General features: G+C 70.9%; 19 protein-coding genes. 7 read left to right on the forward strand and 12 right to left on the reverse strand.

The features are described 5' to 3' along the window. Both M1203_RS20065 and M1203_RS20070 read right to left on the reverse strand, forming a co-directional pair. Window positions 1–1,377 carry an aldehyde dehydrogenase family protein gene (locus M1203_RS20065; protein WP_249951127.1) on the reverse strand — a complete coding sequence of 459 codons (1,377 nt, stop codon included), beginning with the start codon at window positions 1,375–1,377 and terminating at the stop codon, window positions 1–3. Between the two features lie 8 nt (window positions 1,378–1,385). Continuing rightward, entirely contained in the window at window positions 1,386–2,750 is a 1,365-nt protein-coding gene (locus M1203_RS20070; protein WP_249951128.1) for a glutamine synthetase family protein, read from the reverse strand. Window positions 2,751–2,828: 78 nt separating this feature from the next. Between M1203_RS20070 and M1203_RS20075 the strand changes: the two genes are divergently transcribed. From M1203_RS20075 to M1203_RS20085, 3 genes are all read left to right on the forward strand, one after another. Next, on the forward strand, window positions 2,829–3,581 hold the full coding sequence (locus tag M1203_RS20075; protein WP_249951129.1) for an FCD domain-containing protein: 753 nt from the start codon (window positions 2,829–2,831) through the stop codon (window positions 3,579–3,581). A gap of 153 nt (window positions 3,582–3,734) precedes the next feature. Continuing rightward, window positions 3,735–5,216 carry an ethanolamine permease gene (gene eat / locus M1203_RS20080; protein WP_249951130.1) on the forward strand — a complete coding sequence of 494 codons (1,482 nt, stop codon included), beginning with the start codon at window positions 3,735–3,737 and terminating at the stop codon, window positions 5,214–5,216. Window positions 5,217–5,318: 102 nt separating this feature from the next. Then, window positions 5,319–6,035 carry a gamma-glutamyl-gamma-aminobutyrate hydrolase family protein gene (locus M1203_RS20085; protein ID WP_249951131.1) on the forward strand — a complete coding sequence of 239 codons (717 nt, stop codon included), beginning with the start codon at window positions 5,319–5,321 and terminating at the stop codon, window positions 6,033–6,035. Between the two features lie 67 nt (window positions 6,036–6,102). Here the strand turns inward: M1203_RS20085 and M1203_RS20090 are convergent, their stop codons facing one another. After that, window positions 6,103–7,128 (reverse strand): LysR family transcriptional regulator, encoded by a 1,026-nt coding sequence (locus M1203_RS20090; protein ID WP_249951132.1) that lies wholly within the window; start codon window positions 7,126–7,128, stop codon window positions 6,103–6,105. A gap of 71 nt (window positions 7,129–7,199) precedes the next feature. Here M1203_RS20090 and M1203_RS20095 point away from each other — a divergent pair, with 71 nt between their 5' ends. Continuing rightward, window positions 7,200–8,351, forward strand: coding sequence for a TDT family transporter (locus M1203_RS20095; RefSeq protein ID WP_249951133.1), 1,152 nt, complete (start codon window positions 7,200–7,202; stop codon window positions 8,349–8,351). Here M1203_RS20095 and M1203_RS20100 read toward each other — a convergent pair. The 4 genes from M1203_RS20100 to M1203_RS20115 all read right to left on the reverse strand — a co-directional run bounded on the left by M1203_RS20100 (window position 8,290) and on the right by M1203_RS20115 (window position 13,635). Next, window positions 8,290–9,024, reverse strand: a complete 735-nt coding sequence (locus M1203_RS20100) for a helical backbone metal receptor (RefSeq protein WP_249951134.1) — start codon at window positions 9,022–9,024, stop codon at window positions 8,290–8,292. The two genes, M1203_RS20095 and M1203_RS20100, sit on opposite strands and share 62 nt — an antisense overlap. 11 nt (window positions 9,025–9,035) lie before the next feature. Beyond that, complete coding sequence (locus M1203_RS20105; RefSeq protein ID WP_249951135.1) at window positions 9,036–9,581, reverse strand: helix-turn-helix domain-containing protein; 546 nt, start codon at window positions 9,579–9,581, stop codon at window positions 9,036–9,038. Between the two features lie 234 nt (window positions 9,582–9,815). Continuing rightward, on the reverse strand, window positions 9,816–12,452 hold the full coding sequence (locus M1203_RS20110) for an ABC transporter permease/substrate binding protein (RefSeq protein ID WP_249951136.1): 2,637 nt from the start codon (window positions 12,450–12,452) through the stop codon (window positions 9,816–9,818). Continuing rightward, a complete protein-coding gene (locus tag M1203_RS20115) occupies window positions 12,445–13,635 on the reverse strand; it encodes a glycine betaine/L-proline ABC transporter ATP-binding protein (RefSeq protein ID WP_249951137.1) in 1,191 nt (396 codons plus the stop codon). The genes M1203_RS20110 and M1203_RS20115 overlap by 8 nt, the downstream gene beginning before the upstream one ends. A 330-nt stretch (window positions 13,636–13,965) precedes the next feature. Between M1203_RS20115 and M1203_RS20120 the strand changes: the two genes are divergently transcribed. After that, entirely contained in the window at window positions 13,966–14,871 is a 906-nt protein-coding gene (locus M1203_RS20120) for a 5'-3' exonuclease (RefSeq protein WP_249951314.1), read from the forward strand. Between the two features lie 48 nt (window positions 14,872–14,919). Continuing rightward, entirely contained in the window at window positions 14,920–15,765 is an 846-nt protein-coding gene (locus M1203_RS20125; protein ID WP_249951138.1) for a siderophore-interacting protein, read from the forward strand. A 135-nt stretch (window positions 15,766–15,900) separates the two neighbouring features. On the opposite strand, the gene M1203_RS20130 is transcribed toward M1203_RS20125, so the two are convergent. The 3 genes from M1203_RS20130 to M1203_RS20140 all read right to left on the reverse strand — a co-directional run bounded on the left by M1203_RS20130 (window position 15,901) and on the right by M1203_RS20140 (window position 18,775). Then, on the reverse strand, window positions 15,901–16,680 hold the full coding sequence (locus tag M1203_RS20130) for an ABC transporter permease (protein WP_249951139.1): 780 nt from the start codon (window positions 16,678–16,680) through the stop codon (window positions 15,901–15,903). Beyond that, entirely contained in the window at window positions 16,677–17,783 is a 1,107-nt protein-coding gene (locus M1203_RS20135) for an ATP-binding cassette domain-containing protein (RefSeq protein WP_249951140.1), read from the reverse strand. The genes M1203_RS20130 and M1203_RS20135 overlap by 4 nt, the downstream gene beginning before the upstream one ends. 227 nt (window positions 17,784–18,010) lie before the next feature. Beyond that, window positions 18,011–18,775, reverse strand: coding sequence for a PadR family transcriptional regulator (locus M1203_RS20140; RefSeq protein WP_308404883.1), 765 nt, complete (start codon window positions 18,773–18,775; stop codon window positions 18,011–18,013). A gap of 167 nt (window positions 18,776–18,942) precedes the next feature. On the opposite strand from M1203_RS20140, the gene M1203_RS20145 reads away from it, so the two are divergent. After that, complete coding sequence (locus tag M1203_RS20145) at window positions 18,943–20,304, forward strand: deoxyribodipyrimidine photo-lyase (RefSeq protein ID WP_249951141.1); 1,362 nt, start codon at window positions 18,943–18,945, stop codon at window positions 20,302–20,304. 13 nt (window positions 20,305–20,317) lie between these two features. Here the strand turns inward: M1203_RS20145 and M1203_RS20150 are convergent, their stop codons facing one another. Then, entirely contained in the window at window positions 20,318–20,818 is a 501-nt protein-coding gene (locus tag M1203_RS20150; RefSeq protein ID WP_249951142.1) for a DinB family protein, read from the reverse strand. Window positions 20,819–20,927: 109 nt separating this feature from the next. Continuing rightward, window positions 20,928–21,554 (reverse strand): bifunctional 2-polyprenyl-6-hydroxyphenol methylase/3-demethylubiquinol 3-O-methyltransferase UbiG, encoded by a 627-nt coding sequence (locus M1203_RS20155; protein WP_249951143.1) that lies wholly within the window; start codon window positions 21,552–21,554, stop codon window positions 20,928–20,930. Between the last annotated feature and the right edge of the window lie 56 nt (window positions 21,555–21,610).

Raw genomic sequence — 21,610 nt, forward strand, 5'->3', positions numbered from 1 at the left:
TCAGGCCTCCGTGCTGATGAAGACGTTCTTGGTTTCGGTGAAGGCGGCCAGGGCGTCGGGCCCCAGTTCTCGGCCGAGTCCGGACTGCTTGTAGCCGCCGAACGGTGTGCCGTATCGGACGGCGCTGTGCGAATTGACGGAGAGATTGCCCGCGGCGACGGCGCGCGAGACCCGCAGGGCGCGGCCCACGTCGCGGGTCCAGATCGACCCGGCGAGCCCGTAGTCGGTGGCGTTGGCGAGCCGGACGGCGTCTTCCTCGTCCTCGAAGGGCACGACGACCGCGACCGGGCCGAAGACCTCCTCGGTGGCGACCGGGGAGTCGGCGGCGGCATCGGTGAGGACGGTCGGCGGGAACCAGAACCCGGGGCCGTCCGGCGCGGTGCCGCGGATGCCCTTCGCGCCGTCGGGGACGTACGACCGTACGCGCTCCAGTTGGACCGCCGAGATCAGCGGGCCCATCTGGGTCTTCTCGTCGGACGGGTCGCCGACGACGACCGACTCGATCGCGGGGGCGAGCAGTTCCAGGAACCGGTCGTGGACCTCGCGCTGGACGAGGATGCGGGTGCGGGCGCAGCAGTCCTGTCCGGAGTTGTCGAGGAAGGCCATCGGGGCGGTCGCGGCGGCCCGCTCCAGATCGGAGTCGGCGAAGACGAGATTGGGGCTCTTGCCGCCGAGTTCGAGGGTCACGCGCTTCAGCAGCGCGCTGCCCTTCGCCATGATCTGTTTACCGACGCGGGTGGATCCGGTGAAGACGATCTTGGCGACGCCCGGGTGCTCGACCAGCGCGTTGCCCGCGACGTCACCCGCTCCGGGCAGGACCTGGAAGAGATGCTCGGGAAGCCCTGCTTCCAGGGCGAGTTCGGCCAGTCGCAGTGCGGTGAGCGGGGTGGTCTCGGCGGGTTTGAGGAGCACCGCGTTGCCCGCCGCGAGCGCGGGGGCGGTGCCCCAGGCGGCGATCGGCATGGGGAAGTTCCACGGGGCGATCACGCCGACGACGCCGAGCGGTTCCAGGAGGGTGATGTCGAGTCCGCCGGCGACCGGGATCTGCCGGCCGGCCAGCCGCTCCACTCCCCCGGCGCTGTAGTCCAGGAGATCGCGGACATTGGCCGCCTCCCAGCGTGCGTTGCCGAGGGTGTGCCCCGCCTCGCGGACCTCCAGCCGGGCCAGTTCCTCGTTGTGTTCGTCGACGACGACGGCGAAGCGGCGCAGCAGCCGTGCGCGGTCGGCGGGGGCGGTCGCCGCCCAGCCGCGTTGGGCCGCCGCGGCCCGGCGTACCGCCGTGTCGACCTCCGCCGCGGTCGTCGCGGCGACCGTGGCGATGGTCTCGCCGGTGGCGGGGTTGAGGATCTGATGTCCGGCGGCGTGGTGTTCGTGCACGTCGTTCCTCACAGACGTTCGAAGGAGCGGCGAAGCTCCCAGTCGGTCACCGCGGCGTCGAAGGCCTCGACCTCGACGCGCGCCATGTTGCGGTAGTGCGCCACGACCTCGTCGCCGAAGGCCGCACGGGCGATGGGGCTGTTCTCCCAGAGCTCGGCGGCTTCGCGCAGGGTGGTCGGGACCTGTTCGTAGGTGGATGTGTAGGCGTTGCCCGCGCAGGGTTCGGGGAGTTCGAGCTCGTTCTCGATGCCGTACAGACCGGCGGCGACCAGGCCCGCGACGGCGAGGTGCGGATTGACGTCGCCGCCGGGGAGCCGGTTCTCGAAGCGCAAGGACCGGCCGTGGCCGACCACCCGTAGCGAGCAAGTGCGGTTGTCATAGCCCCAGGCGACGGCGGTGGGGGCGAAGGAGCCCGGCTGGAAGCGCTTGTAGGCGTTGATGGTGGGCGCGTACAGCAGGGAGAAGTCACGGAGCGCGGCGAGCTGGCCCGCCAGGAAGTGACGCATCACGGGCGACATCCCGCCTGGTCCGTCCCCGGCCATGACATGGGTGCCGTGCTCGTCCTGGAGCGAGAGATGGATATGGCAGGAGTTGCCCTCGCGCTCGTTGTACTTGGCCATGAAGGTGAGCGAGACGCCCTCCTGGGAGGCGATCTCCTTGGCGCCGTTCTTGTAGATGGCGTGCTGGTCGCAGGTGACGAGGGCTTCGTCGTACTTGAAGGTGATCTCGTGCTGGCCGGGGTTGCACTCCCCCTTGGCGGATTCGACGGTGAGCCCGGCCTCGGCCATTTCCTTGCGGATCCGGCGCAGCAGCGGTTCGACACGGCCGGTGCCGAGGATGGAGTAGTCGACGTTGTACTGGTTGACAGGGGTCAGTCCGCGGTAGTGGCTGTCCCAGGCCTGCTCGTAGGTGTCCTTGAAGACGATGAACTCCAGCTCGGTACCGGCGTACGCGGTGTAGCCGTGTCCGGCGAGGCGCTCCAGCTGGCGGCGGAGGATCTGGCGGGGCGAGGCGACGACGGGTGTGCCGTCGTTCCACGTGAGGTCGGCGATGACCATGGCCGTGCCGTCGTTCCAGGGGACGCGGCGCAGGGTGGAGAGGTCGGGGCGCATCGCGAAGTCGCCGTAGCCGCGGTCCCAGGAGGACATCGCGTATCCGTCGACGGTGTTCATCTCCGTGTCGACGGCGAGGAGATAGTTGCAGCCCTCGGTGCCGTGTTCCAGGACGTCGTCAAGGAAGAACCGTGCGGCGAACCGCTTTCCCTGGAGTCTGCCCTGCATATCGGGGAAGGCCAGGACGACCGTGTCGATCTCGCCGCCCTCCACGAGGACGCGCAGCTCCTCGACGCGGAGCGGGGGTGTGCGGTCTGCCACGGGATTACTCCTCCTTCGGTCAGCCGGAAGCCATAAGGTATTCCTGAAGACCTTTGGTTGGGAAGGGGAAACGGCCACGTGGCGAAGACGAACGAGCCGGTGGACCCGCCGGACGCGGACCCGCTGACGCCGGTGCTGCGGCCCGTGCGGGCGGGAAACGGTTTCGAGGAGGCGTTGGAGCAGATCCTCCAGGTGGTGCGGCTCGGTCTGGTGGCGGGCGGTGAACGGCTGCCCGCCGAGCGGGAGCTGGCGGAGCGGCTGCGGATCAGCCGGGTCACGCTGCGCGACGTCCTCAAGGTCCTCCAGGACCAGGGGCTGCTGGAGAGCCGGCGCGGCAGATACGGCGGCACGTTCGTACGGCCACGGCCCGACACGCCCGCCCGGGGGGCGGAGGAGGAGCTGCGGCGCCGGGTGGCGGGCGTCGACATCGAGGACGTCCTGCGCTTCCGCGAGGTGCTTGAGGTCGGCGCGGCGGAGCTGTGCGCGGGACACCCGCTCACCGGCGAGCAGCGGGAGCGGCTGCGCTCGGCGCTGGCGGCCACACAGGACGCGCCGCTGACGGAGTACCGCAGGCTGGACACGATGCTGCATCTCACGCTCGCCGAGTTGTCCGGCTCGGCGACGCTGACCGCGCAGTACGCCGCCGTGCGGGCGACGGTGAACGATCTGCTGGACTGCATCCCGCTGCTGGTGCGGAATCTGGAGCACTCGCAGCGGCAGCACTCGGCGTTGGCCGAGGCGGTGCTCGACGGCGACGTGGACGGGGCGCGCGAGATCGCGCGCGAGCACTGCGGCGGCACGGCGGCGCTCCTGCGCGGCTTCCTGGCCTGAGCCGGGGGCCGGAGAGCCCGAACCGGCGGCCGGCCGGGCGGAGCCGGGAGCTTTCCCGATCCGTAACAGCCGATTAACGCATGGGGCTTGCGCCGGGCCGCTCATGCGGCAATGGTGTGGCCCCACACCATTACTCCGAGGCAGGAGCGGATCATGTCCGAAGGCACGGACTCGCGCGTCCCACCGGCCGCCACGGCCGACGGCGCCGAGCGGGACACGCCCCAGGGGGACGCCGAGTATCTGCGACGGCGCACACTGCGCCGGGGCAGCGCGGGCTGGCTGCTGCTCACCGGCCTCGGGGTCGCCTATGTCGTCTCCGGGGACTTCTCGGGATGGAACATCGGTCTCTCCGAGGGGGGCTTCGGCGGTCTCGCGATCGCCACGCTGCTGATGGGGGTGATGTACGCCTGTCTGGTCTTCTCCCTCGCCGAACTGTCCGCCATCCTGCCCACCGCGGGCGGCGGTTATGGCTTCGCCCGGCGCGCGCTCGGCACGTGGGGCGGCTTTCTGACCGGTACGGCCATCCTCATCGAGTACATCCTCGCGCCGGCCGCCATCTCCATCTTCATCGGCGAATATGTCGAGTCCCTCAATCTCTTCGGCCTGACGGCGGGCTGGCCCGTCTATCTCGCGTGCTTCGTGATCTTCATCGGGATCCATCTCTGGGGTGTGGGCGAGGCCCTGCGCTTCAGCCTGGTGGTGACCGCGATCGCGGTGGCCGCGCTGCTGATCTTCGCGGTCGGGGCCTTCACCGAGTTCGACGCCAGTGGTCTCAATGACATCCCCGTGGACCAGGATGCGTTCGGCTCCGGCTCCTGGCTGCCGTACGGAGTCCTGGGCATCTGGGCGGCCTTCCCCTTCGGTATGTGGTTCTTCCTGGGGGTGGAGGGCGTACCCCTGGCCGCCGAGGAGGCCAAGGACCCCGTCAGGTCGATGCCGAAGGCGCTGTCGATCGCCATGGGAGTGCTCGTACTGCTCGCGCTGATCACCTTCTTCGCGGCGACGGGGGCGCGCGGTTCGGCCGCTGTCCAGGACGCGGGCAATCCGCTGGTGGTCGCGCTCCAGGGGGACGGGGAGCCGACCGCGCTGAGCCGGTTCGTGAACTACGCGGGTCTCGCGGGTCTCATCGCCTCCTTCTTCTCCCTCATCTATGCCGGGTCCCGGCAGTTGTTCGCGCTCTCCCGCGCGGGCTATCTGCCCCGGTTCCTGTCCCTCACGAGCGGCCGCAAAGCCCCCTATCTGGGTCTGCTGATCCCGGGCGCGATCGGTTTCGCCCTCGCGGCGGGCACCGGCGACGGCGGCCGGATGCTCAATGTCGCGGTGTTCGGCGCGACGATCTCGTACGCGCTGATGGCGCTGTCGCATCTCGTGCTGCGCCGCCGCGAGCCGGAGCTGCCCCGCCCCTATCGCACGCCCGGCGGCATGCTCACCTCCGGCGTCGCGTTCGTACTCGCGCTGTCGGCGCTGGTCGCGACGTTCCTGGTGGACAAGGACGCGGCGTTCATCGCGCTGGGCGTCTATGTCGTCGCCCTCGCCTACTTCACCTTCTACAGTCGGCACCGGCTGGTCGCCGCGGCCCCGGAAGAGGAGTTCGCGGCGCTGGCCGCGGCCGAGGCCGAGCTCGAACGCGGCTGACGCGGGCACCTACGCGAACGCCACCGCGCAGGCGCACAGGCACACGCACACGCACGGGAACGACAAACGACATACGACGAACGAACGACGGAGGCCCGGTCCATGAAGCCGCTCATCGGCGTCAGCACCTATCTGGAGGAGTCCGCCGCGTGGGGCGTCTGGAACCTGCCCGCGGCGCTGCTGCCGGCCGGTTATCCCCGGCTCGTCCAGCGCGCGGGCGGGCTGGCCGCGATGCTGCCGCCGGACGATCCGTCGGCCGCTTCCCGGATGGTGGCGCGGCTCGACGGGGTGGTGATCGCGGGCGGTCCTGATGTGGAGCCCGTACGGTACGGGGCCGAGCGGGACCCCCGTACCGGACCGCCCGCACCGGAGCGGGATGTCTGGGAACTGGCACTGATCGAGGCGGCGCTGGACTCCGGCACCCCTCTGCTGGGCATCTGCCGGGGGATGCAGCTGCTCAATGTGGCGCTCGGCGGGACGCTCCGTCAGCACGTGGACGGCCATACCTCACCGGTCACCGGCACCTTCGGGGAGCATCCGGTGACACCGGTGGCGGGCACCCGCTACGGGTCTCTGGTACCGGAGGAGTTCGCCGTACCGACCCACCATCACCAGACGGTGGACCGGCTCGGAGAGGGGCTGACCGTCTCGGCGGTCGCGGCGGACGGCACGGTCGAGGCGGTCGAACTGCCCGGTCCCCGCTGGGTCCTGGGCGTTCAGTGGCATCCCGAGATGGCCGAGGACACCCGCGTCATGACCGCGCTGGTCAAGGCGGCGAGTGCCTTCAGGGCGGCCTCCAGAGCGGCCTCCAGGCCCTGACGGGACATCCGGACCCGGCCGGTCCACCCGGACCGACCGGCTGGTCGGCCCTGGACCGGCCGGCCGGTCAGTCCAGGGCTCCGCGCGTCAGGGACAGCAGGTCCCGGGCCGGGCCCGCGGGGCGGTTGCCGACCGGCCAGACCGCGCGCAGGTCGCGGCGGAGCCGGATGCCCTCGACCGGCACCCTGACGAGCCGGCGGGCCGCCAGTTCCTCGCCGACCGCGAGCTCACTCAGCACACAGGGACCCGCCCCGCTCACGGCGGCGGCCTTCAGCGCGGTGGTGGAGGCGAGTTCGAGCAGCGGCTCGGCGAGGCCGCCGTACGCGCTGAGCCCGGCATCCAGCACCTGACGGGTGCCGGAGCCGGGTTCGCGCAGGATCAGCGGGGTCGCGGCCAGCTCCCCCGGGTCGAGCGGGGTACGGCGCCGGGCCCAGGGATGGCCGGGGGCCGCGACCACCAGCAGCCGGTCATGGCCGATGACGGCGGAGTCGAGCCCCTCCGGCGCGGCCACGCCCTCGACGAAACCGAGGTCCGCCTCATGGCTGAGCAGCCGCTCGGCGACCGCGGCGGAGTTGCCCGCGTGCAGGGAGACGGCGGTGTCCGGCCGGGCCCGGCGGAGCGCTATCAGCCAGCCGGGCAGCAGATACTCGGCGATGGTCATGGAGGCGGCGACACGCAGCCGTGAGTCCCGGCGGTCGCGCAGCGCCTGCGCGCCCGCGTCGAAGACCTCGGCGGCTTCCACCACGCGCCGGGCCCAGTCGGTGACGAGGGTGCCGGCGTCGGTGAGCCGCGAGCCGCGCGGCGAGCGGTCGACCAGCGCGACCCCGAGCAGCCGCTCCATGGCCCGGATCCGGCTGCTGGCGGCGGGCTGGGAGATCCCCATCTCGCGGGCGGCCCGGCCCAGACTGCCGAGCCTGGCGACCGCGAGCAGCAGTTCCAGCGCACCGAGATCGGGCACCCGGTGCGCGAGCTGGCCGGCGGGCTGGGCTGCGGCGGACTCGGCGGCAGGCCGAGCGGCGGGCGGACCCGCGGGGGACGGACCCGCGGGGGACGGTCCGGCGGAGGAGGCGGCGGCGGGCGGTACATCGGCCATAAGCCCAGGTTATGACCTCATAGGGAGAACGGGTCTGGTGGGGTCCGGGCGCTCGCGCGAGGGTGGGAGCCATGACCACCTTCGCGCACATCACCGCCCCCGCCTCGCGCTCCACCGCGCGGGTGCGGCTGCCGGCGCTCCGGTATCTCGGGCCGAATTGGTACGCGACGGTGATGGGCACCGCGATCGTGGCGAGCGCGGGTGCCGGCCTGCCGCTGGAGATACCGGGGCTGCGGGCCGCCTGTGTCGTGGTGTGGGCGCTGTCGGCGCTGCTGCTCGTCGTCGTCCTGGCCGCCCGCGCCGGGCACTGGCTGTACCACCGCGACCGGGCACGCGCCGATCTGCTCGATCCGGCCATGGCGCCGTTCTACGGCTGCGCGGCCATGGCGCTGCTGGCCGTCGGCGGAGCCACGCTGCTGGTGGGGCGGGACGTGCTGGGCGAGCGGGCGGCGCTCGCCGTGGACGCGGTGCTGTTCGGCGCGGGGACGCTGCTCGGTCTCGTCGTCGCCGTGGCGATCCCGTATCTGATGGTCGTACGCCATCGCGTCGAGCCCGCCGACGCGTCGCCCGTCTGGCTGCTGCCGGTGGTGTCCCCCATGGTCTCGGCGGCGGTCGGCCCGCTGCTGGTGCCGCATCTGGCGGCGGGCCAGGGGCGGGCCGCGCTGCTGCTCGGCTGCTACGCGCTGTTCGGGGTGAGCCTGCTCGCCACGCTGATGATGCTGCCGCTGATCTTCGGCCGGCTGGTGGCGCGCGGTCCGCTCCCGCTCGCGCTGACCCCGCTGCTCTTTCTGGTGCTCGGCCCGCTGGGGCAGTCGACCACCGCGGTCAACCAGCTGGCCGATGTGGCGCCCGGGGCGATCGGTGCTCCGTACGCGGCCGCGCTGGGCGGCTTCGCCGTGGTGTACGGCGTGCCGGTGATGGGGTTCGCCCTGCTGTGGCTGGCGCTGTCGGCGGCGCTGGTGGTACGGGCCGTCCGGCGTGGGATGCGGTTCACGATGACGTGGTGGGCCTTCACCTTCCCGCTCGGTACGTGTGTGACGGGCGCGGCCGGGCTGGGCCGGCACACCGGCCTGGTGGCCCTGGACTGGCTGGCGGTCGGGCTGTTCGCGCTGCTGGTCGCGGCCTGGTCGGCGGCCGGGTGGTGCACGCTGCGCCGGGTGTTCAGCGGAGCGCTGCCCGCAGCGCCGCCGGTGCCCCTGCCAGCGACGGCCCGTACCAGGTGAGGAAGCGCCCGTCGACGAGTGCGGCGGGCAGCCCCGGAAAGGACTCGGGCCCGTCGGTCGCGGTGAAGCGGTACGGCTCGTCGGGCAGCACCACCAGATCGGCTCCGGCGGCCCGCAGCTCGTCGAGCGGGATGCGCGGATAGCGCTCGGGGTGGTTCGCGTACACATTGACCACACCCAGCCGGGCCAGCAGATCCCCGGCGAAGGTGTCACGGCCGAGGACCATCCAGGGGCGGCGCCAGATCGGTACGACGGCCCCGCGTGGCCCGTACGACGAGGGCGGGGGCGCTTCCCAGGCGGCCCGCGCGTCGGCCAGCCAGCGCGGCGCCCGTACTCCGCACCCCGCCACGAGCACCCGTTCCAGCTCGGTGAGGGCCTGGTCCAGGGTTCTGACCTCGGTGACCAGTACATCGAGCCCGGCGTTCCGCAGCGCCGCCAGGTCCGGGGCGCGGTTCTCCTCCTCGTTCGCGACGACCAGATCGGGCCGGAGCGCGGCGATCGCCGTCACATCGGGGTTCTTCGTACCGCCGACGCGTACGACATCGAGACCGGCCGGACGGACGCACCAGTCGGTGGCCCCCACCAGCAGACCCGGCGCGCTGACGGCGATCGCTTCGGTGAGCGAGGGGACGAGTGAGACGACGCGCGGCCCCCGCGTGGGCGCACCGGGCATGGGGCGCTCCCTCAGCGCGGCGGGTCGATGGTGGCGTCGATGTTCTCGGCGACGGCCACGACGAGGATGCGGGTACCGGGCTCGGTGGCACGCCAGCGGTGCCGTACGCCACCGGAGAGATACAGCGTGTCACCGCGCTCCAGCCGGTAGGCCCGGCCCTCGGCCTCGACCTCCGCGGCGCCGTCGGCGATGTACATCACCTCGTCGTTGCGGTGCTGGTACTCCCTGCCGGTGTCCTGCTCACCGGTGAATTCCTTGGCGTTCAGCTGGTGACCGCCGCGCACCACGCGGCGGACCCCGGGCCCGGGGGCGGCTCGTACGACATCGACGGTACGGGCCGAGTCGGCGGCGGCGTGCAGCTGGGCGGGGGTCGTCTCCAGGGCGTCCGCCACCCGCTCCAATGAGCGGGTGCTCGGCCTGGCGCGCTCGTTCTCGATCTGGCTGAGGAACGGCACGGACAGTCCGCTACGGCCGGCGACCGCCGCCAGCGTCAGGCCCAGAGACCTGCGCCTCCTGCGGACGGCCGCGCCCACCCTGAGCGCTTCCTTGTCGTCCATGACTGGCTCCCTCCCGCCCGGATCGTCATCCTCTCAGAGTTGACGCCCGGACAAGAGCTGTCCTGCCTCACCCGGTGCCGGACCCGGCGAATCCGCCGTCCGTACGCACACACGAGCGAAAAGGGACGTGTGGCCCCCTGGAACAATCATGCGCGCGAGTGGGCAGAACCGGAATGCGGGAGGGGTGGGCGTCGCGCCTGGCGATGCCCACCCCTCCTCTCTGCCGCGCCCCCGCTACACCGGTGCCATGGTGTCCGCGATGCCCGGATTTTCAGCCATCCAGGCCTTGACAGCCTCTTCCTCGTGTCCCGTGCCGCGCTTCTGGATCTCGTTCTCCAGGCCGGCGAGCTGCTGCTCGGTCAGCTTGAAGTCCTTGAACCACTCGGTCAGCCGCGGGTAGTTCGCGGGAAAATCCTTGTTGGTGACGGTGGTGAGCTCGTCGCCCTCGCCGAAGGCCTTCTTCGGGTCCTTCAGCTTGGTCAGTTCGTACTCGTTGTAGGCCCAGTGCGGGGTCCAGAGCATGACCGCGACCGGCTCCTTCTTCGCGTACGCCCGCTTCAGCTCCGCCAGCATGCTGGGCGTGGAGCTGTCGACGACCTGGTAGGACTTGTCGAGCCCGTACTCCGGCAGGACCTTGTCCTTGAGGATGTTCATGGTCTCCGTGCCGGCCTCGATCCCGACGATACGGCCCTTGAACTCGTCCTCGCGGCCCTTGAGGTCGGCCAGGGAATCGACGCCCTTCACATATGAGGGGACGGCGATCTCCAGCGAGGTCGGGCCGTACCAGGAACCGAGGTTGTGCAGACTCTCGTGGTACTTGTCCCAGTATCTCTTCTGCGTATTGGGCAGCCAGCCGTCGAACTGGACATCGATCTGGCCGCGGGCCATCGCGGCGTACATCGGACCGACCTCGAACTGCTTGAGGTTCATCGTGTACCCGCGCTCCTCCAGGACCGCCTTCCACAGATATGTGGCGGCGATGTCCTCCTCCCACGGGAACCACGCGACCTGCAACGGCCGGTCGCGTTCGTCCTTGCCGCTCGCGGCCGTGACCGCCTTCCCCGCCTGGGCGACAGGGGTCCACTTGTCGGCGACGCCGGGGTTCTCCTTGAGCCAGGCGCGGACGGCCTCCTGCTCCTTGCCCTTGCCGGTCACCTGGATCTTGGCCTCAAGGCTGGTGAGCTGCTTCTCGGTCATCGAGAAGTCCTTCAGCCACGTGGCCACCTGCGGGTTGTCGTCCGAGAAGCCCTTGCGGGCCAGGGTGTGGACGCCGTCGCTCTCCGCGCCGAAGGCCTTCTTCGGGTCCGCCAGCTTGGTCAGTTCGTAGTCGTTGTACGCCCAGTGCGGGGACCAGAGCACGACCGCGATCGGCTCCTTCTTCGCGTACGCGCGCTTCAGCTCCGCCAGCATGCCGGAGGTGGAGCCGTCGATGAGCTGGTACTCGGTGTCGAGGCCGTACGCCTTGAGGACCTTGTCCTTGAGCAGGCCCATCTCGCCCGCGCTGGGCTCGATGCCGACGATCCGGCCCTTGAAGGTGGAGGACTTGCCCTTGAGGTCGGCCAGGGAGTTGATGCCCGTGACGTACGAGGGCACGGAGATCTCCAGGGACGTCTTGTCGTACCAGGCCCCCATGTCCTCCAGCTTGTCCTTGTACTTGGCCCAGTAGGTGGCATGAGTGACCGGCAGCCAGGAGTCGGTCTGGATGTCGATCTGACCGGCGGCCTGGCCGGTGTAGAGCGAGCCGGCCTCGTACTGCCGGGCGTCGACCTCGTAGCCGCGCTGCTCCAGCAGTTCCTTCCAGAGGAAGGTGGAGGCGATGCCCTCGTCCCAGGGGATGTACCCCATGCTGATCTTCTTGCCCTGGCCGACGTTCTTGGCATCGGCGGTGGTGGTGCCGGACGAGGAGCCGCCGAACAGGCCGATGCCGCCCGCGACGAGCGCGAGGACGACCACACCGGCGATCGCGACAACGGGCTGGGGGCGGTGGTTCCAGATCTTCGATCCGCCGGTCAGTTCCTTCGCCTTGGCCAGCACGCGGCGGCCGACCGGGGAGACCTGGAGGGAGAGCGAGCCGGTGATCCGGTCCAGGTACACGGCCAGGATGACGACGGAGAGACCCGCCTCGAAGCCGAGACCGATGTCGATGTTGCCGAGCGCGCGGTAGACCGCGCCACCGAGGCCACCGCCACCGACCATGCCCGCGATGACCACCATGGACAGGCCCAGCATGATGACCTGGTTGATACCCGCCATGATCGTCTGGAGGGCCAGTGGCAGCTGGACCCTCAGCAGGGTGTTGCGGGGGCTGGTGCCGAACGCCTCCGCGGCCTCGACCAGTTCCCCGTCGACCTGCCGGATACCCAGCTCGGTCATCCGGACGCCGGGCGGCAGGGCGAAGATGATCGTGGCGATGATGCCGGGCACCACGCCGATCCCGAAGAAGACGACACCCGGGATCAGATAGACCATGGCGGGCATGGTCTGCATCAGGTCGAGCACCGGCCGGACGATGGAGCTGACCGTCTTGGCACGCGCGGCCCAGATGCCCAGCGGTATCGAGATGACCAGCACCACGATGGTCGCCACGAGCACCAGCGAGAGAGTCTCCATCGACTCGTCCCACAGCTCGATCGAGTCGATCAGCGCGAAGCCGGCGAAGGTGAGGACACCCGCGACCAGGCTGCGCAGCCACCAGGCCAGCACGGCCAGGATGCCCGCGAGGAGCAGCGGCTCAGGGGCGGAGAGCACCGCGTTGATGCCGTCGTACATGCCCGAGACGACCGAACCGATCGCGTCGAACAGCCAGGAGAGGTGATTCTGGAGAAAGTCGACCGTGCTATCGACCCAGTCTCCGAGAGGGAGCCTAGGCACTGGCCACCGCCTTGTCGGTGTTGGCCTTGTCGGTGTTGGCCTTGTCGGTGTTGGCCTTGTCGGTGTTGGCCTTGGGGGCCGTGATCCCGGCGGGCGCGCCGACGGGCACGGTGGGCGTCATCGGCTCGCCGAGGACGGCGAGCAGCCGCGCGCGCGGTACGACGCCGATGAGGGCGCCCGCGTCATCGACGACGGCGACGGCGACCCCGCTCGTCGAGCACGGCGTGAACAGGTCGATGATCGGGGTGGACTCGGTGACGGAGGCGGGCGCGGCGGCGAGGACGTCCCGCGCGTCGCGCAGCTCCTTGCCACCGTCCGTGACGGTGCCGAAGGCGGTCTCCGGGTCGGCCATGATGGCGCCCGCGGTGAGCACCCGGGACCGGTCGACGTCCTGGGTGAAGGAGGCGACATAGTCGTTGGCCGGGGTGACGAGGATGTCCTCGGCGCTGCCGAGCTGGACGATCTCCCCGTCGCGCATCACCGCGATCCGGTCACCGAGGCGCATGGCCTCGTTGAGGTCGTGGGTGATGAAGACGATGGTCTTCTTGAGCCGCTTCTGGAGCTGGAGCAGCTGATCCTGCATATCGCGCCGGATCAGCGGGTCGAGCGCGCTGAAGGACTCGTCCATCAGCAGCAGATCGGCGTCGGTGGCGAGTGCGCGGGCGAGGCCGACGCGCTGCTGCATACCGCCGGAGAGCTCATCGGGCCAGGACGCCTCCCAGCCGCCCAGGCCGGTGAGTTCCAGCGCCTCGGCGGCGCGCTTGGTGCGCTCGGCCCGGGGCACGCCCTGCACTTCGAGCCCGTACCCGGCGTTCTCCAGAACGCTGCGGTGCGGGAAGAGCGCGAAGTGCTGGAAGACCATACTGATCTTGGTGGAGCGGACATGGCGCAGCTCCTGCGGGCTCAGGGCGGTCAGGTCCTGGCCGTCGAAGAGCACCCGTCCCGAGGTGGGTTCCAGCAGCCCGTTGAGCATGCGCAGCAGCGTGGACTTGCCGGAGCCCGACAGACCCATCACAACGAATATCTGGCCGGGCTCGACCGAGAACGAGGCGTCGATCACCGCTGCGGTCGTACCGTCGGAGCGCAGCTCATCACGGTCCGTACCGTTCTCAAGCTTCGTCACGGCTTCGTCTGGTCGTCTGCCGAATACTTTGTACAAGTGTTCGGCTTGCAGCCTGGACACATACACCTCACGCGTTGAACGGAAAACGGCCCGTCACCCCCGCGGGCGGGCCGTGGAGCGGGCGGATTCTGTCCGCGTACCGGACGCGGTGTGTGAAATCGCGGCCTGGTTCGCTCCAGTCGCGCGCCTGCCCGCGCTTACACCGACCAAACAAAAAGGTGTCCCGGGTCACTCCCCTGAGGGAACACTTCGGCGCGAAAGGCCCTTTCCGAGACCGCTCGATCACCGTCGGTCACCATGCGCCGGTCCGGTCCTGTGGCCTCCGCCGGGGTGCGGTACGCGGGCGTTGTCAGTGGGCTGGGGCATCATCGGGGTGTGACGCGACGCCTGATGCTCCTCGACACCGCCTCCCTCTACTACCGGGCCTACTTCGGGGTTCCCGACTCCGTACGGGCCCCCGACGGCACCCCGGTCAACGCGGTGCGCGGACTGCTGGACTTCATCGGCCGGCTGGTCCAGGACCACCGCCCGGACGAGTTGGTGGCGTGCATGGACGCGGACTGGCGGCCCGCGTGGCGGGTGGAGCTGATCCCCACGTACAAGGCCCACCGCGTGGCACGCACCCATGAGGAGGGGCCCGACGAGGAGGACACCCCGGACACACTGGCGCCGCAGGTCCCGATCATCGAGGCGGTGCTCGACGCGCTGGGCATCGCCAGGGTCGGCGTCGCGGGATACGAGGCGGACGATGTGATCGGCACGCTCGCCGGCCGGGCGACGGGCCCGGTGGACATCGTCACCGGCGACCGCGATCTCTATCAGCTGATCGACGACAAGCGCGGTGTGCGGGTGCTCTACCCCCTCAAGGGGGTGGGCTCGCTGCATCTCACCGACGAGGCGGCGCTGCGCGAGAAGTACGGCGTGGACGGTCCCGGCTATGTCGATCTGGCCCTGCTGCGCGGGGACCCGAGCGACGGGCTGCCCGGGGTGCCGGGGATCGGCGAGAAGACCGCGGCCAAGCTGCTCGACGCCTTCGGCGATCTGGCCGGGATCATGGCGGCGGTCGACGACCCGCGTTCGAAGCTCACCCCGTCCCAGCGCAAGCGGCTGGACGAGGCCCGGGAGTATGTGGCGGTCGCGCCCACGGTGGTGCGGGTGGCGGGGGACGTACCGCTGCCGGACTTCGACCCGACGCTGCCCGCCGGGCCGCGCGATCCGGCCATGGTCGACGCGCTCGCCACCCGGTGGGGGCTGGGCGGCGCGCTGCGACGGCTGCTCGCCACCCTCCAGCCGTGAGTGTTAGCTTAGGTAAACCTAAGCAGCGCAACCGTCAGGGAGACCGCCGTGGCAGAAAAGCCGGCCCGCACGTCACCGAAGGCCCACGAGGGGCAGGTCGTACGCACCGAGTGGCTCACCCCGCACATGGTGCGTGTGGTCCTGGGCGGTGAAGGGCTGGCCGCGGTGGAGTGCGGCGAGTTCAGCGATCACTACGTCAAGGTGCTGTTCGCCCCCGAAGGGGTCAGCTACCCCGAGCCGTTCGACATGGAGCGCGTCCGCGCGGAGTTCCCGCGCGACCAGTGGCCCACCACCCGCACGTACACGGTGCGTGGTTGGGACCCGGCGGCGCGGGAGATGGCCATCGACTTCGTCGTGCACGGCGACGAGGGGCTGGCGGGGCCGTGGGCCGCGCGCGTACAGCCGGGCGAGACGGTGCGGTTCCTCGGCCCCGGCGGTCTCTACGCACCGGACCCGGCGGCGGACTGGCATCTGCTGGTGGGGGACGAGAGCGCCCTGCCCGCGATCGCCGCGTCACTGGAGCGGGTACCGGCCGGCGCTCTCGTCCATGCCTTCGTCGAGGTCTCGGGCGCCGAGGAGGAGCAGAAGATCACGACACCCGACGGCACCGGGATCACCTGGCTGCACCGCGGCGGGCGTCCGGTGGGCGAAGCCCTGATCAGCGCCGTCCGCGGACTCGATTTCCCCGCCGGGGACGTCCACGCTTTCGTGCACGGCGAGGCGGGCTTCGTGAAGGAGCTGCGCCGCCATCTGCGGCTGGAGCGGAATGTCCCGCGCGAGCGGCTGTCCGTCTCGGGGTACTGGCGGCTCGGCCAGACCGACGAGGCCTGGCGCAGCGTCAAGCGGGAGTGGAACGAGCAGGTGGAGCGCGAGCAGGAGGCCCCTGCCGCCTGAGCCCGGAGCCTGCCCCCCGGCCCCCTGTCCCGAGCCCTCGGCCCGTGCCCGCGCTTGCGCTTGCGCTCGCGAGCCGGGTCCGAGTGCTCGGGGCCCGCCCTGGGGAGCGGGAGCCGGGGGGACGCGCCCTAGGGCCTAGACGGACTTCTGGTACGAGCGGAACGTACGGGTCGACAGCCAGACCGCCGCCACCGCCAGGATCAGCAGCGCGCCGCCCCTGGTGAGGACATCGCCCCAGTCGGGCTCCGCCGCCAGCGCTGAACGCCCCGCGACCATCGCCCAGTTGACCGGGTTGAAGTCCGCGATCGAGGCCATCCAGGACGGCATCTGGGCGGGCGCCATGAAGGCGGAGGAGAGAAACGTCAGCGGCAGCAGCAGAAACGTGTTGATGCCGATGATCGACTCGCGCTCGCGCACCAGCATGCCCAGCGCGTTGGAGAGCGCCCCGAAGACCGTACCGAGCAGGATCGAGGCGACGACCAGCACGATCAGTCCGCCCACCCCGCCCGGGTAGCGTGCCCCGCCGAGCAGACCGAGCAGCACGATGATCACGGACTGGCCGGCCGTGCTGATGCCGTTCTGTACGACATTGGCGTTCATGAGGGCGCTGCGGCTGACCGGGGTGGTCAGGAACCGGTTGAGCGTGCCGCGTTCGATCTCCTCCAGCGTCCCCATCCCGGCCCACATGCTGGAGCCGAGCGCGCTCATCACCACGATGCCCGGGACCAGATAGTCCAGATAGGTGGTCGTGCCGAAGCCGCCCAGCTCGACCACTCTCTTGAAGAGATTGCCGAAGAGGAACAGCCAGATCACCGGCTGGATCAGCGAGATCAGCAGAAAGACGGGCTGGCGCACGATCGCCATCAGCTGACGTTGCGTCATGTACCAGGTGTGGGCGAGGGTTTCGGTACTCATCGGGCACCTCCGGCGGTGGCCTGAACGGGAGCGTCGTGAGCGTCGGGGGTGCTGGGGGTGTTGGGGGTGTGGGGAGCGCCGTGAGTGCCGGCTCCCTCGGTGTCCGCCTGCGCCTCGGCCTCGGAGAACCGACGCCCCGCGTACCGCAGATAGACATCGTCCAGGGAGGGACGCGCCACGGTGGCGGCGGCCACGGCCGCTCCGGCGCGCTCCAGCGCGGCGAGCAGGACGGGCACGGCGGCGGCGCCGTCGTCGGCCCGGACGCTGACCCGGCGGCCGTCGACCGCCAGGTCGTGCAGCCCGTCCAGCCCGGTGAGTACGTCGGTGAGGGCCGCCCGGTCACCGTCGGCGCGCAGCTCCAGATGGACGGCGTCGCCGCGCAGTTCACCCTTGAGCGCGTCGGGGGTGCCCTCGACCACGATCCGGCCGCGGTCGACGATCGCGATGCGCTCGGCGAGCCGGTCGGCCTCCTCCAGATAGTGCGTGGTGAGCAGGATCGTCAGGCCCTCGTCGCCGGCGAGGCGGGTGATCTCGTCCCACATGGCGGCACGTGCCTCCGGGTCGAGCCCGGTCGTCGGCTCGTCCAGGAAGAGCACTTCGGGCCGGTGGACCAGCCCGAGCGCCACATCGAGCCTGCGCCGCATACCGCCGGAGTACCCCTTGACCAGCCGCCGCGCGGCGTCGGTGAGGGCGAACCGCGCCAGCAACTCATCGACGCGCCGGTTCAGTTCCGCGCCCCGCAGACCGTACAGCCTGCCCTGGAGGACAAGGTTCTCCCGGCCGGTGGCGGCGGGATCGGCGCCGGACTTCTGGGCGACGACGCCGATCGCGCGGCGTACCCGCCCGGGATGGCGCAGCACATCGTGTCCGGCGACCGTGGCCGTACCGCTGTCGGGGCGGGCGAGGGTGGTGAGGATCTTGACGGTGGTGGACTTGCCCGCGCCGTTGGGGCCGAGCAGTCCGAGGACGGTGCCCGCCTCGACGGTGAGGCCCAGGCCGTTCAGGGCGGTGACTCCGCCGGGATAGGTCTTGACCAGATCGTCCGCCCGTACGACGGGCGTTCCGGTACTCGTGGATCTTGTACGCGTGGTTCCGCTACTCATGGTTGAGCTCTCCTGTGGTGAGCGGGTTGCTCGGGTTGGCCGAGCCGGTCCACGTGAAGAGCGCCGGGCTATCCTTGGGCGTGCCGCGCCTCGATCGCCCGGGCGCCCTCACGGTGGCCCGGTCCGGGGTGGGAGACCCCGGCGGGCGCTGCTGCAACAGCGATCGCCGGGGTTGTTTCCGTGAAGGGCCCGAGGTCCTGTCCGGACAGGCCCTAGTCGGCCGGGGGTCAGGGTTTCCGGGAGTGGTCCCCCTCCCCCGCGGTGTCCGACCCCGTGATGTCCGACCCCGCGGTGCCGGGATCCATCGCAGTGCCGGGATCTCCCGGAGTGTCGGGCTCCCCCTCGGTGTCCAACGGCCGCTCCTGCCCCAGCTCCTCCCACTCCGGCGGCGGCCTGCCGGTCTCGTGCAGGGTCCGCCAGCCGTCGAGACCGGAGAGCGATCCCTCGCCGATCTCCTTGACGAACCCATGGATCCAGGCCTCCTCGGCCTCGATCATGCGCAGCCGGAACTCGGTCTCTATGACGAAGAGCCGCGGCAGCGTCTCGTACAGCGCCTCCAGCACACCCCGCATGCCCGCCGCCTGGACGCGCAGCGCCGACATCCGCTCCTCCAGCAGCGAGGTCACCTCGTCCGGCGGCAGGACACCCATCAGCGAGAGGGCGGTCTCGAACAGCGGGAACTCATGGGTGGGGACGGCCAGCAGATCCGCCATCCACTCCAGCATCTCCTCATGCCCGGCGGGGGTGAGGCCGTACAGCGTCCGCTCGGGCCTGTTGCCCTGCCGCTGCACCTCGGCCACCTCCACGAAGCCGTGCTTCTCCAGGTTCTGGACGACGGTGTAGAGCGAGCCGAAGTTGATCTTGACGCTGCTCTCCTTGCCGCGCTGCCGCAGCGTCTGCGCGATCTGGTACGGGTGCATCGGTCGCTCCGAGAGCAGCGCCATCACCGCGAGCGCCAGCGGATTGCTCAGCTTGCGTCGCTTCGCCCCCATCGCGACCACCCCGCCCTTCCGTTACTCCATCCCAAATACTCGGCAGCGAACATATCGCGAAACCTCCATGAGCGTCAATCGCGATACATCGTAAATCTCGGACGAGCGATGAGGGAGAGGTAAAGGTAGAGATTGAGTTTGAGGCAGAAGCAGCGAGGGGCTGGGACATGAGCGTTGCGGTGGTGCTCTTCACCTCCGATCTACGGGTGCACGACCAGCCGGTGCTGCGCGCCGCCCTGGACGGCGCGGAGCAGGTGGTTCCGCTCTTCGTCCGCGATCCGGGCATCGCGGCGGCGGGCTTCGACGCCCCCAACCGCCGCGCCTTCCTGGCCGACTGCCTGGCCTCACTGGACACCGCCCTGCGTGAGCGCGGCGGTCGGCTGGTCATTCGTTCGGGTGATCCCGTCGAGCAGGTCTGCCGGGTGGTACGCGAGAGCGGCGCCGAACAGGTCCATGTGGCGGGCGGGGTGAGCCGGTACGCGGGGCGCCGGGAGGAGCGGCTGCGTACGGAGCTGACGGCCGCCGGAGCCGCCCTGACCGTGCACGACGCGGTGATCACGGCGGCGGCGCCGGGGCAGATCGCCCCGGCCGGCAAGGACCATTTCGCGGTCTTCACCCCGTACTTCCGCCGCTGGGAGGAGACGGGCCCGCGTGCGGTGACGGCCGCGCCCAGGAGCGTACGGGTGCCGCGGATCGGCGGTGAACCGCTGCCCGCGCGCGATGCCGTCGAGGGGGTCTCGCCCGGTCTGGCCGAGGGCGGCGAGGAGGTGGCACGCAAGCGGCTGGCGGCCTGGCTGGCCGGCGGGATCGAGTCGTACGAGGACCGCCACGACGACCTGGCGGGCGACGCGACCTCCCGGCTCTCGCCGTACCTCCATTTCGGCTGCCTCTCCCCGGCGGAGCTGGTGCACCGGGCGCGGCGCCGGCGCGATGCGGGGGCGGCGGCGTTCGTACGGCAGTTGGCCTGGCGGGACTTCCACCACCAGGTACTGGCGGCGCGCCCCGCGTCCGCGTGGTCGGACTACCGGTCGCGCGGGGATCACTGGCGTACGGACGAGAAGGAGATCAGCGCATGGCGGGAGGGGCGCACCGGCTTCCCGGTCGTCGACGCCGCCATGCGCCAGCTGTCGTACGAGGGCTGGATGCACAACCGCGGGCGGCTGCTGGTGGCGAGCTTCCTGACCAAGACGCTGTACGCGGACTGGCGCGTCGGCGCGCGGCACTTCCTGGATCTGCTGGTGGACGGCGACCTCGCCAACAACCAGCTCAACTGGCAGTGGTCGGCGGGCACCGGCACGGACACCCGCCCCAACCGGGTCCTCAACCCGCTCACCCAGGCCCGGCGGTTCGATCCGCGCGGCGACTATGTACGGCTCTGGGTGCCGGAGCTGGCGGGGGTGGCGGGGGCCGCCGTCCATCAACCGTGGCTGCTGGACGGCCGGGAGCGGGCCCGGCTCGATTATCCGGACCCGATCGTGGATCTCGCGGAGGGCCGGGACCGCTTCCTCCGGGCCCGGGATCCCGACTGAGGGGAACGTGGAGTCAGCGCCCGGTCGCGCCGTCGATCAGTTCGCGGAGGACGTCCGCGTGCCCGGCATGGCGGCCGGTCTCCTCGATCATGTGCGTGAGTGCCCAGCGGACGCTGGGAGCGGGACTTCCCGGGCGTGGCCGGGGAACGGGTGCGCCGAGATCGGTGCACCCGTCGAGAACGTCGTTCGCGCGCTCGACCGTCTCCCGGTACCGGGCGACGACGTCGGCCACGCCGTCCGCCGGTGCGGCCCGGAACGTCGCCTGCCAGTCGGTGACTCGGTCCCCGAGGAACGTCGCGCGCTCGACGAACGTGAGGTGATTGAGCAGGCCGAGCAGGTTCGTTCCCGAGGGCACCCCGGCTGTACGGACCTGTGGTTCGGGAGCGCCGTCGACCTTCGCGGCGACCGACATCCGTAGATAGTCGAGGAATCCGCGCAGGACCTCGGTCTCGCTGCTTCCGGTGCGGGGTGGCGGGGTGTCGCCGCGCCGATTGCGGCGGGAGGTGGTGGGCATAGGTGGTTCCTTCATGAGGGAGAGCGGTACGTCGCGCCGGATCAGGCGTGAGTCCGGGTCAGGCCGTACGGCGGGGCAGGCGTGGCGCCGGGTTAGGCCGTACGGCGGGTCAGGCGGTACGGCGGACGAGCAGGACGTGGTCCGTGACCTCGGCGGTCCGCCCGTCCGGTCCGGTCGCGATCCGGCGGGGCGCGTCCGCTCGCTCCACGGTCCACGTCGCCGGGTCCAGATCGATACCCGCGGCGACTTCCCTCGGCGTCGCGTAATGGACGTCGGGATCCTGGTTCCACGACCATGGCGCGGTCGAGCCGTGGTCGACGACCAGCAGCCGCCCGCCCACCCGCAGCGCGTGCGCGGCCCTGCGCAGGACGGTCGCCCGGTCCAGGTCATAGGGGGTTTGCAGGTAGTGGGCGCAGATCAGGTCGAACTCGCCGCGCGGGAAGGACTCTTGAAGGTCATGCCGCTCGGCTACGACCCGGTCGGCCAGGCCGCGTGAGCGGGCGAGGCCGGTGAGCCGCTCGACCGCCACGGCCGAGATGTCGACGGCCGTGACCTGCCACCCCTGGCGGACGAGCCACAGCGCGTCGCCGCCGTCGCCGCAGCCGAGGTCCAGCGCGTCACCGGGCGGGGGGCCCGTCACCGTCTCCACGAGTCGGTCGTTCGGCCGCGGGTCGGTGGCCGCCGGTCGGGCCGCGTAGACGTCTTCCCAGAACCTGACCGCATCGGTGGTGCTCATCGGGGCTCCTTCTGTCGGGTGTCGGGATGCGCTCAGTCTCGGCGGGCACACACGGC

The organism is Streptomyces sp. 35G-GA-8, from assembly GCF_023534745.1.
Taxonomy (GTDB): Bacteria; Actinomycetota; Actinomycetes; order Streptomycetales; family Streptomycetaceae; genus Streptomyces.

What these genes read in the sequence shown, in the direction of transcription:
- M1203_RS20085 (WP_249951131.1), top strand. Translation starts at nt 5,319, where the DNA reads ATGAAGCCGCTCATCGGCGTCAGCACCTATCTGGAGGAGTCCGCCGCG.
- M1203_RS20150 (WP_249951142.1), bottom strand. Translation starts at nt 20,818, where the DNA reads ATGCCCACCACCTCCCGCCGCAATCGGCGCGGCGACACCCCGCCACCC.
- M1203_RS20140 (WP_308404883.1), bottom strand. Translation starts at nt 18,775, where the DNA reads ATGGGGGCGAAGCGACGCAAGCTGAGCAATCCGCTGGCGCTCGCGGTG.
- M1203_RS20130 (WP_249951139.1), bottom strand. Translation starts at nt 16,680, where the DNA reads ATGAGTACCGAAACCCTCGCCCACACCTGGTACATGACGCAACGTCAG.
- M1203_RS20120 (WP_249951314.1), top strand. Translation starts at nt 13,966, where the DNA reads ATGCTCCTCGACACCGCCTCCCTCTACTACCGGGCCTACTTCGGGGTT.
- M1203_RS20155 (WP_249951143.1), bottom strand. Translation starts at nt 21,554, where the DNA reads ATGAGCACCACCGATGCGGTCAGGTTCTGGGAAGACGTCTACGCGGCC.
- M1203_RS20090 (WP_249951132.1), bottom strand. Translation starts at nt 7,128, where the DNA reads ATGGCCGATGTACCGCCCGCCGCCGCCTCCTCCGCCGGACCGTCCCCC.
- M1203_RS20145 (WP_249951141.1), top strand. Translation starts at nt 18,943, where the DNA reads ATGAGCGTTGCGGTGGTGCTCTTCACCTCCGATCTACGGGTGCACGAC.
- M1203_RS20095 (WP_249951133.1), top strand. Translation starts at nt 7,200, where the DNA reads ATGACCACCTTCGCGCACATCACCGCCCCCGCCTCGCGCTCCACCGCG.
- eat (WP_249951130.1), top strand. Translation starts at nt 3,735, where the DNA reads ATGTCCGAAGGCACGGACTCGCGCGTCCCACCGGCCGCCACGGCCGAC.
- M1203_RS20105 (WP_249951135.1), bottom strand. Translation starts at nt 9,581, where the DNA reads ATGGACGACAAGGAAGCGCTCAGGGTGGGCGCGGCCGTCCGCAGGAGG.
- M1203_RS20135 (WP_249951140.1), bottom strand. Translation starts at nt 17,783, where the DNA reads ATGAGTAGCGGAACCACGCGTACAAGATCCACGAGTACCGGAACGCCC.
- M1203_RS20100 (WP_249951134.1), bottom strand. Translation starts at nt 9,024, where the DNA reads ATGCCCGGTGCGCCCACGCGGGGGCCGCGCGTCGTCTCACTCGTCCCC.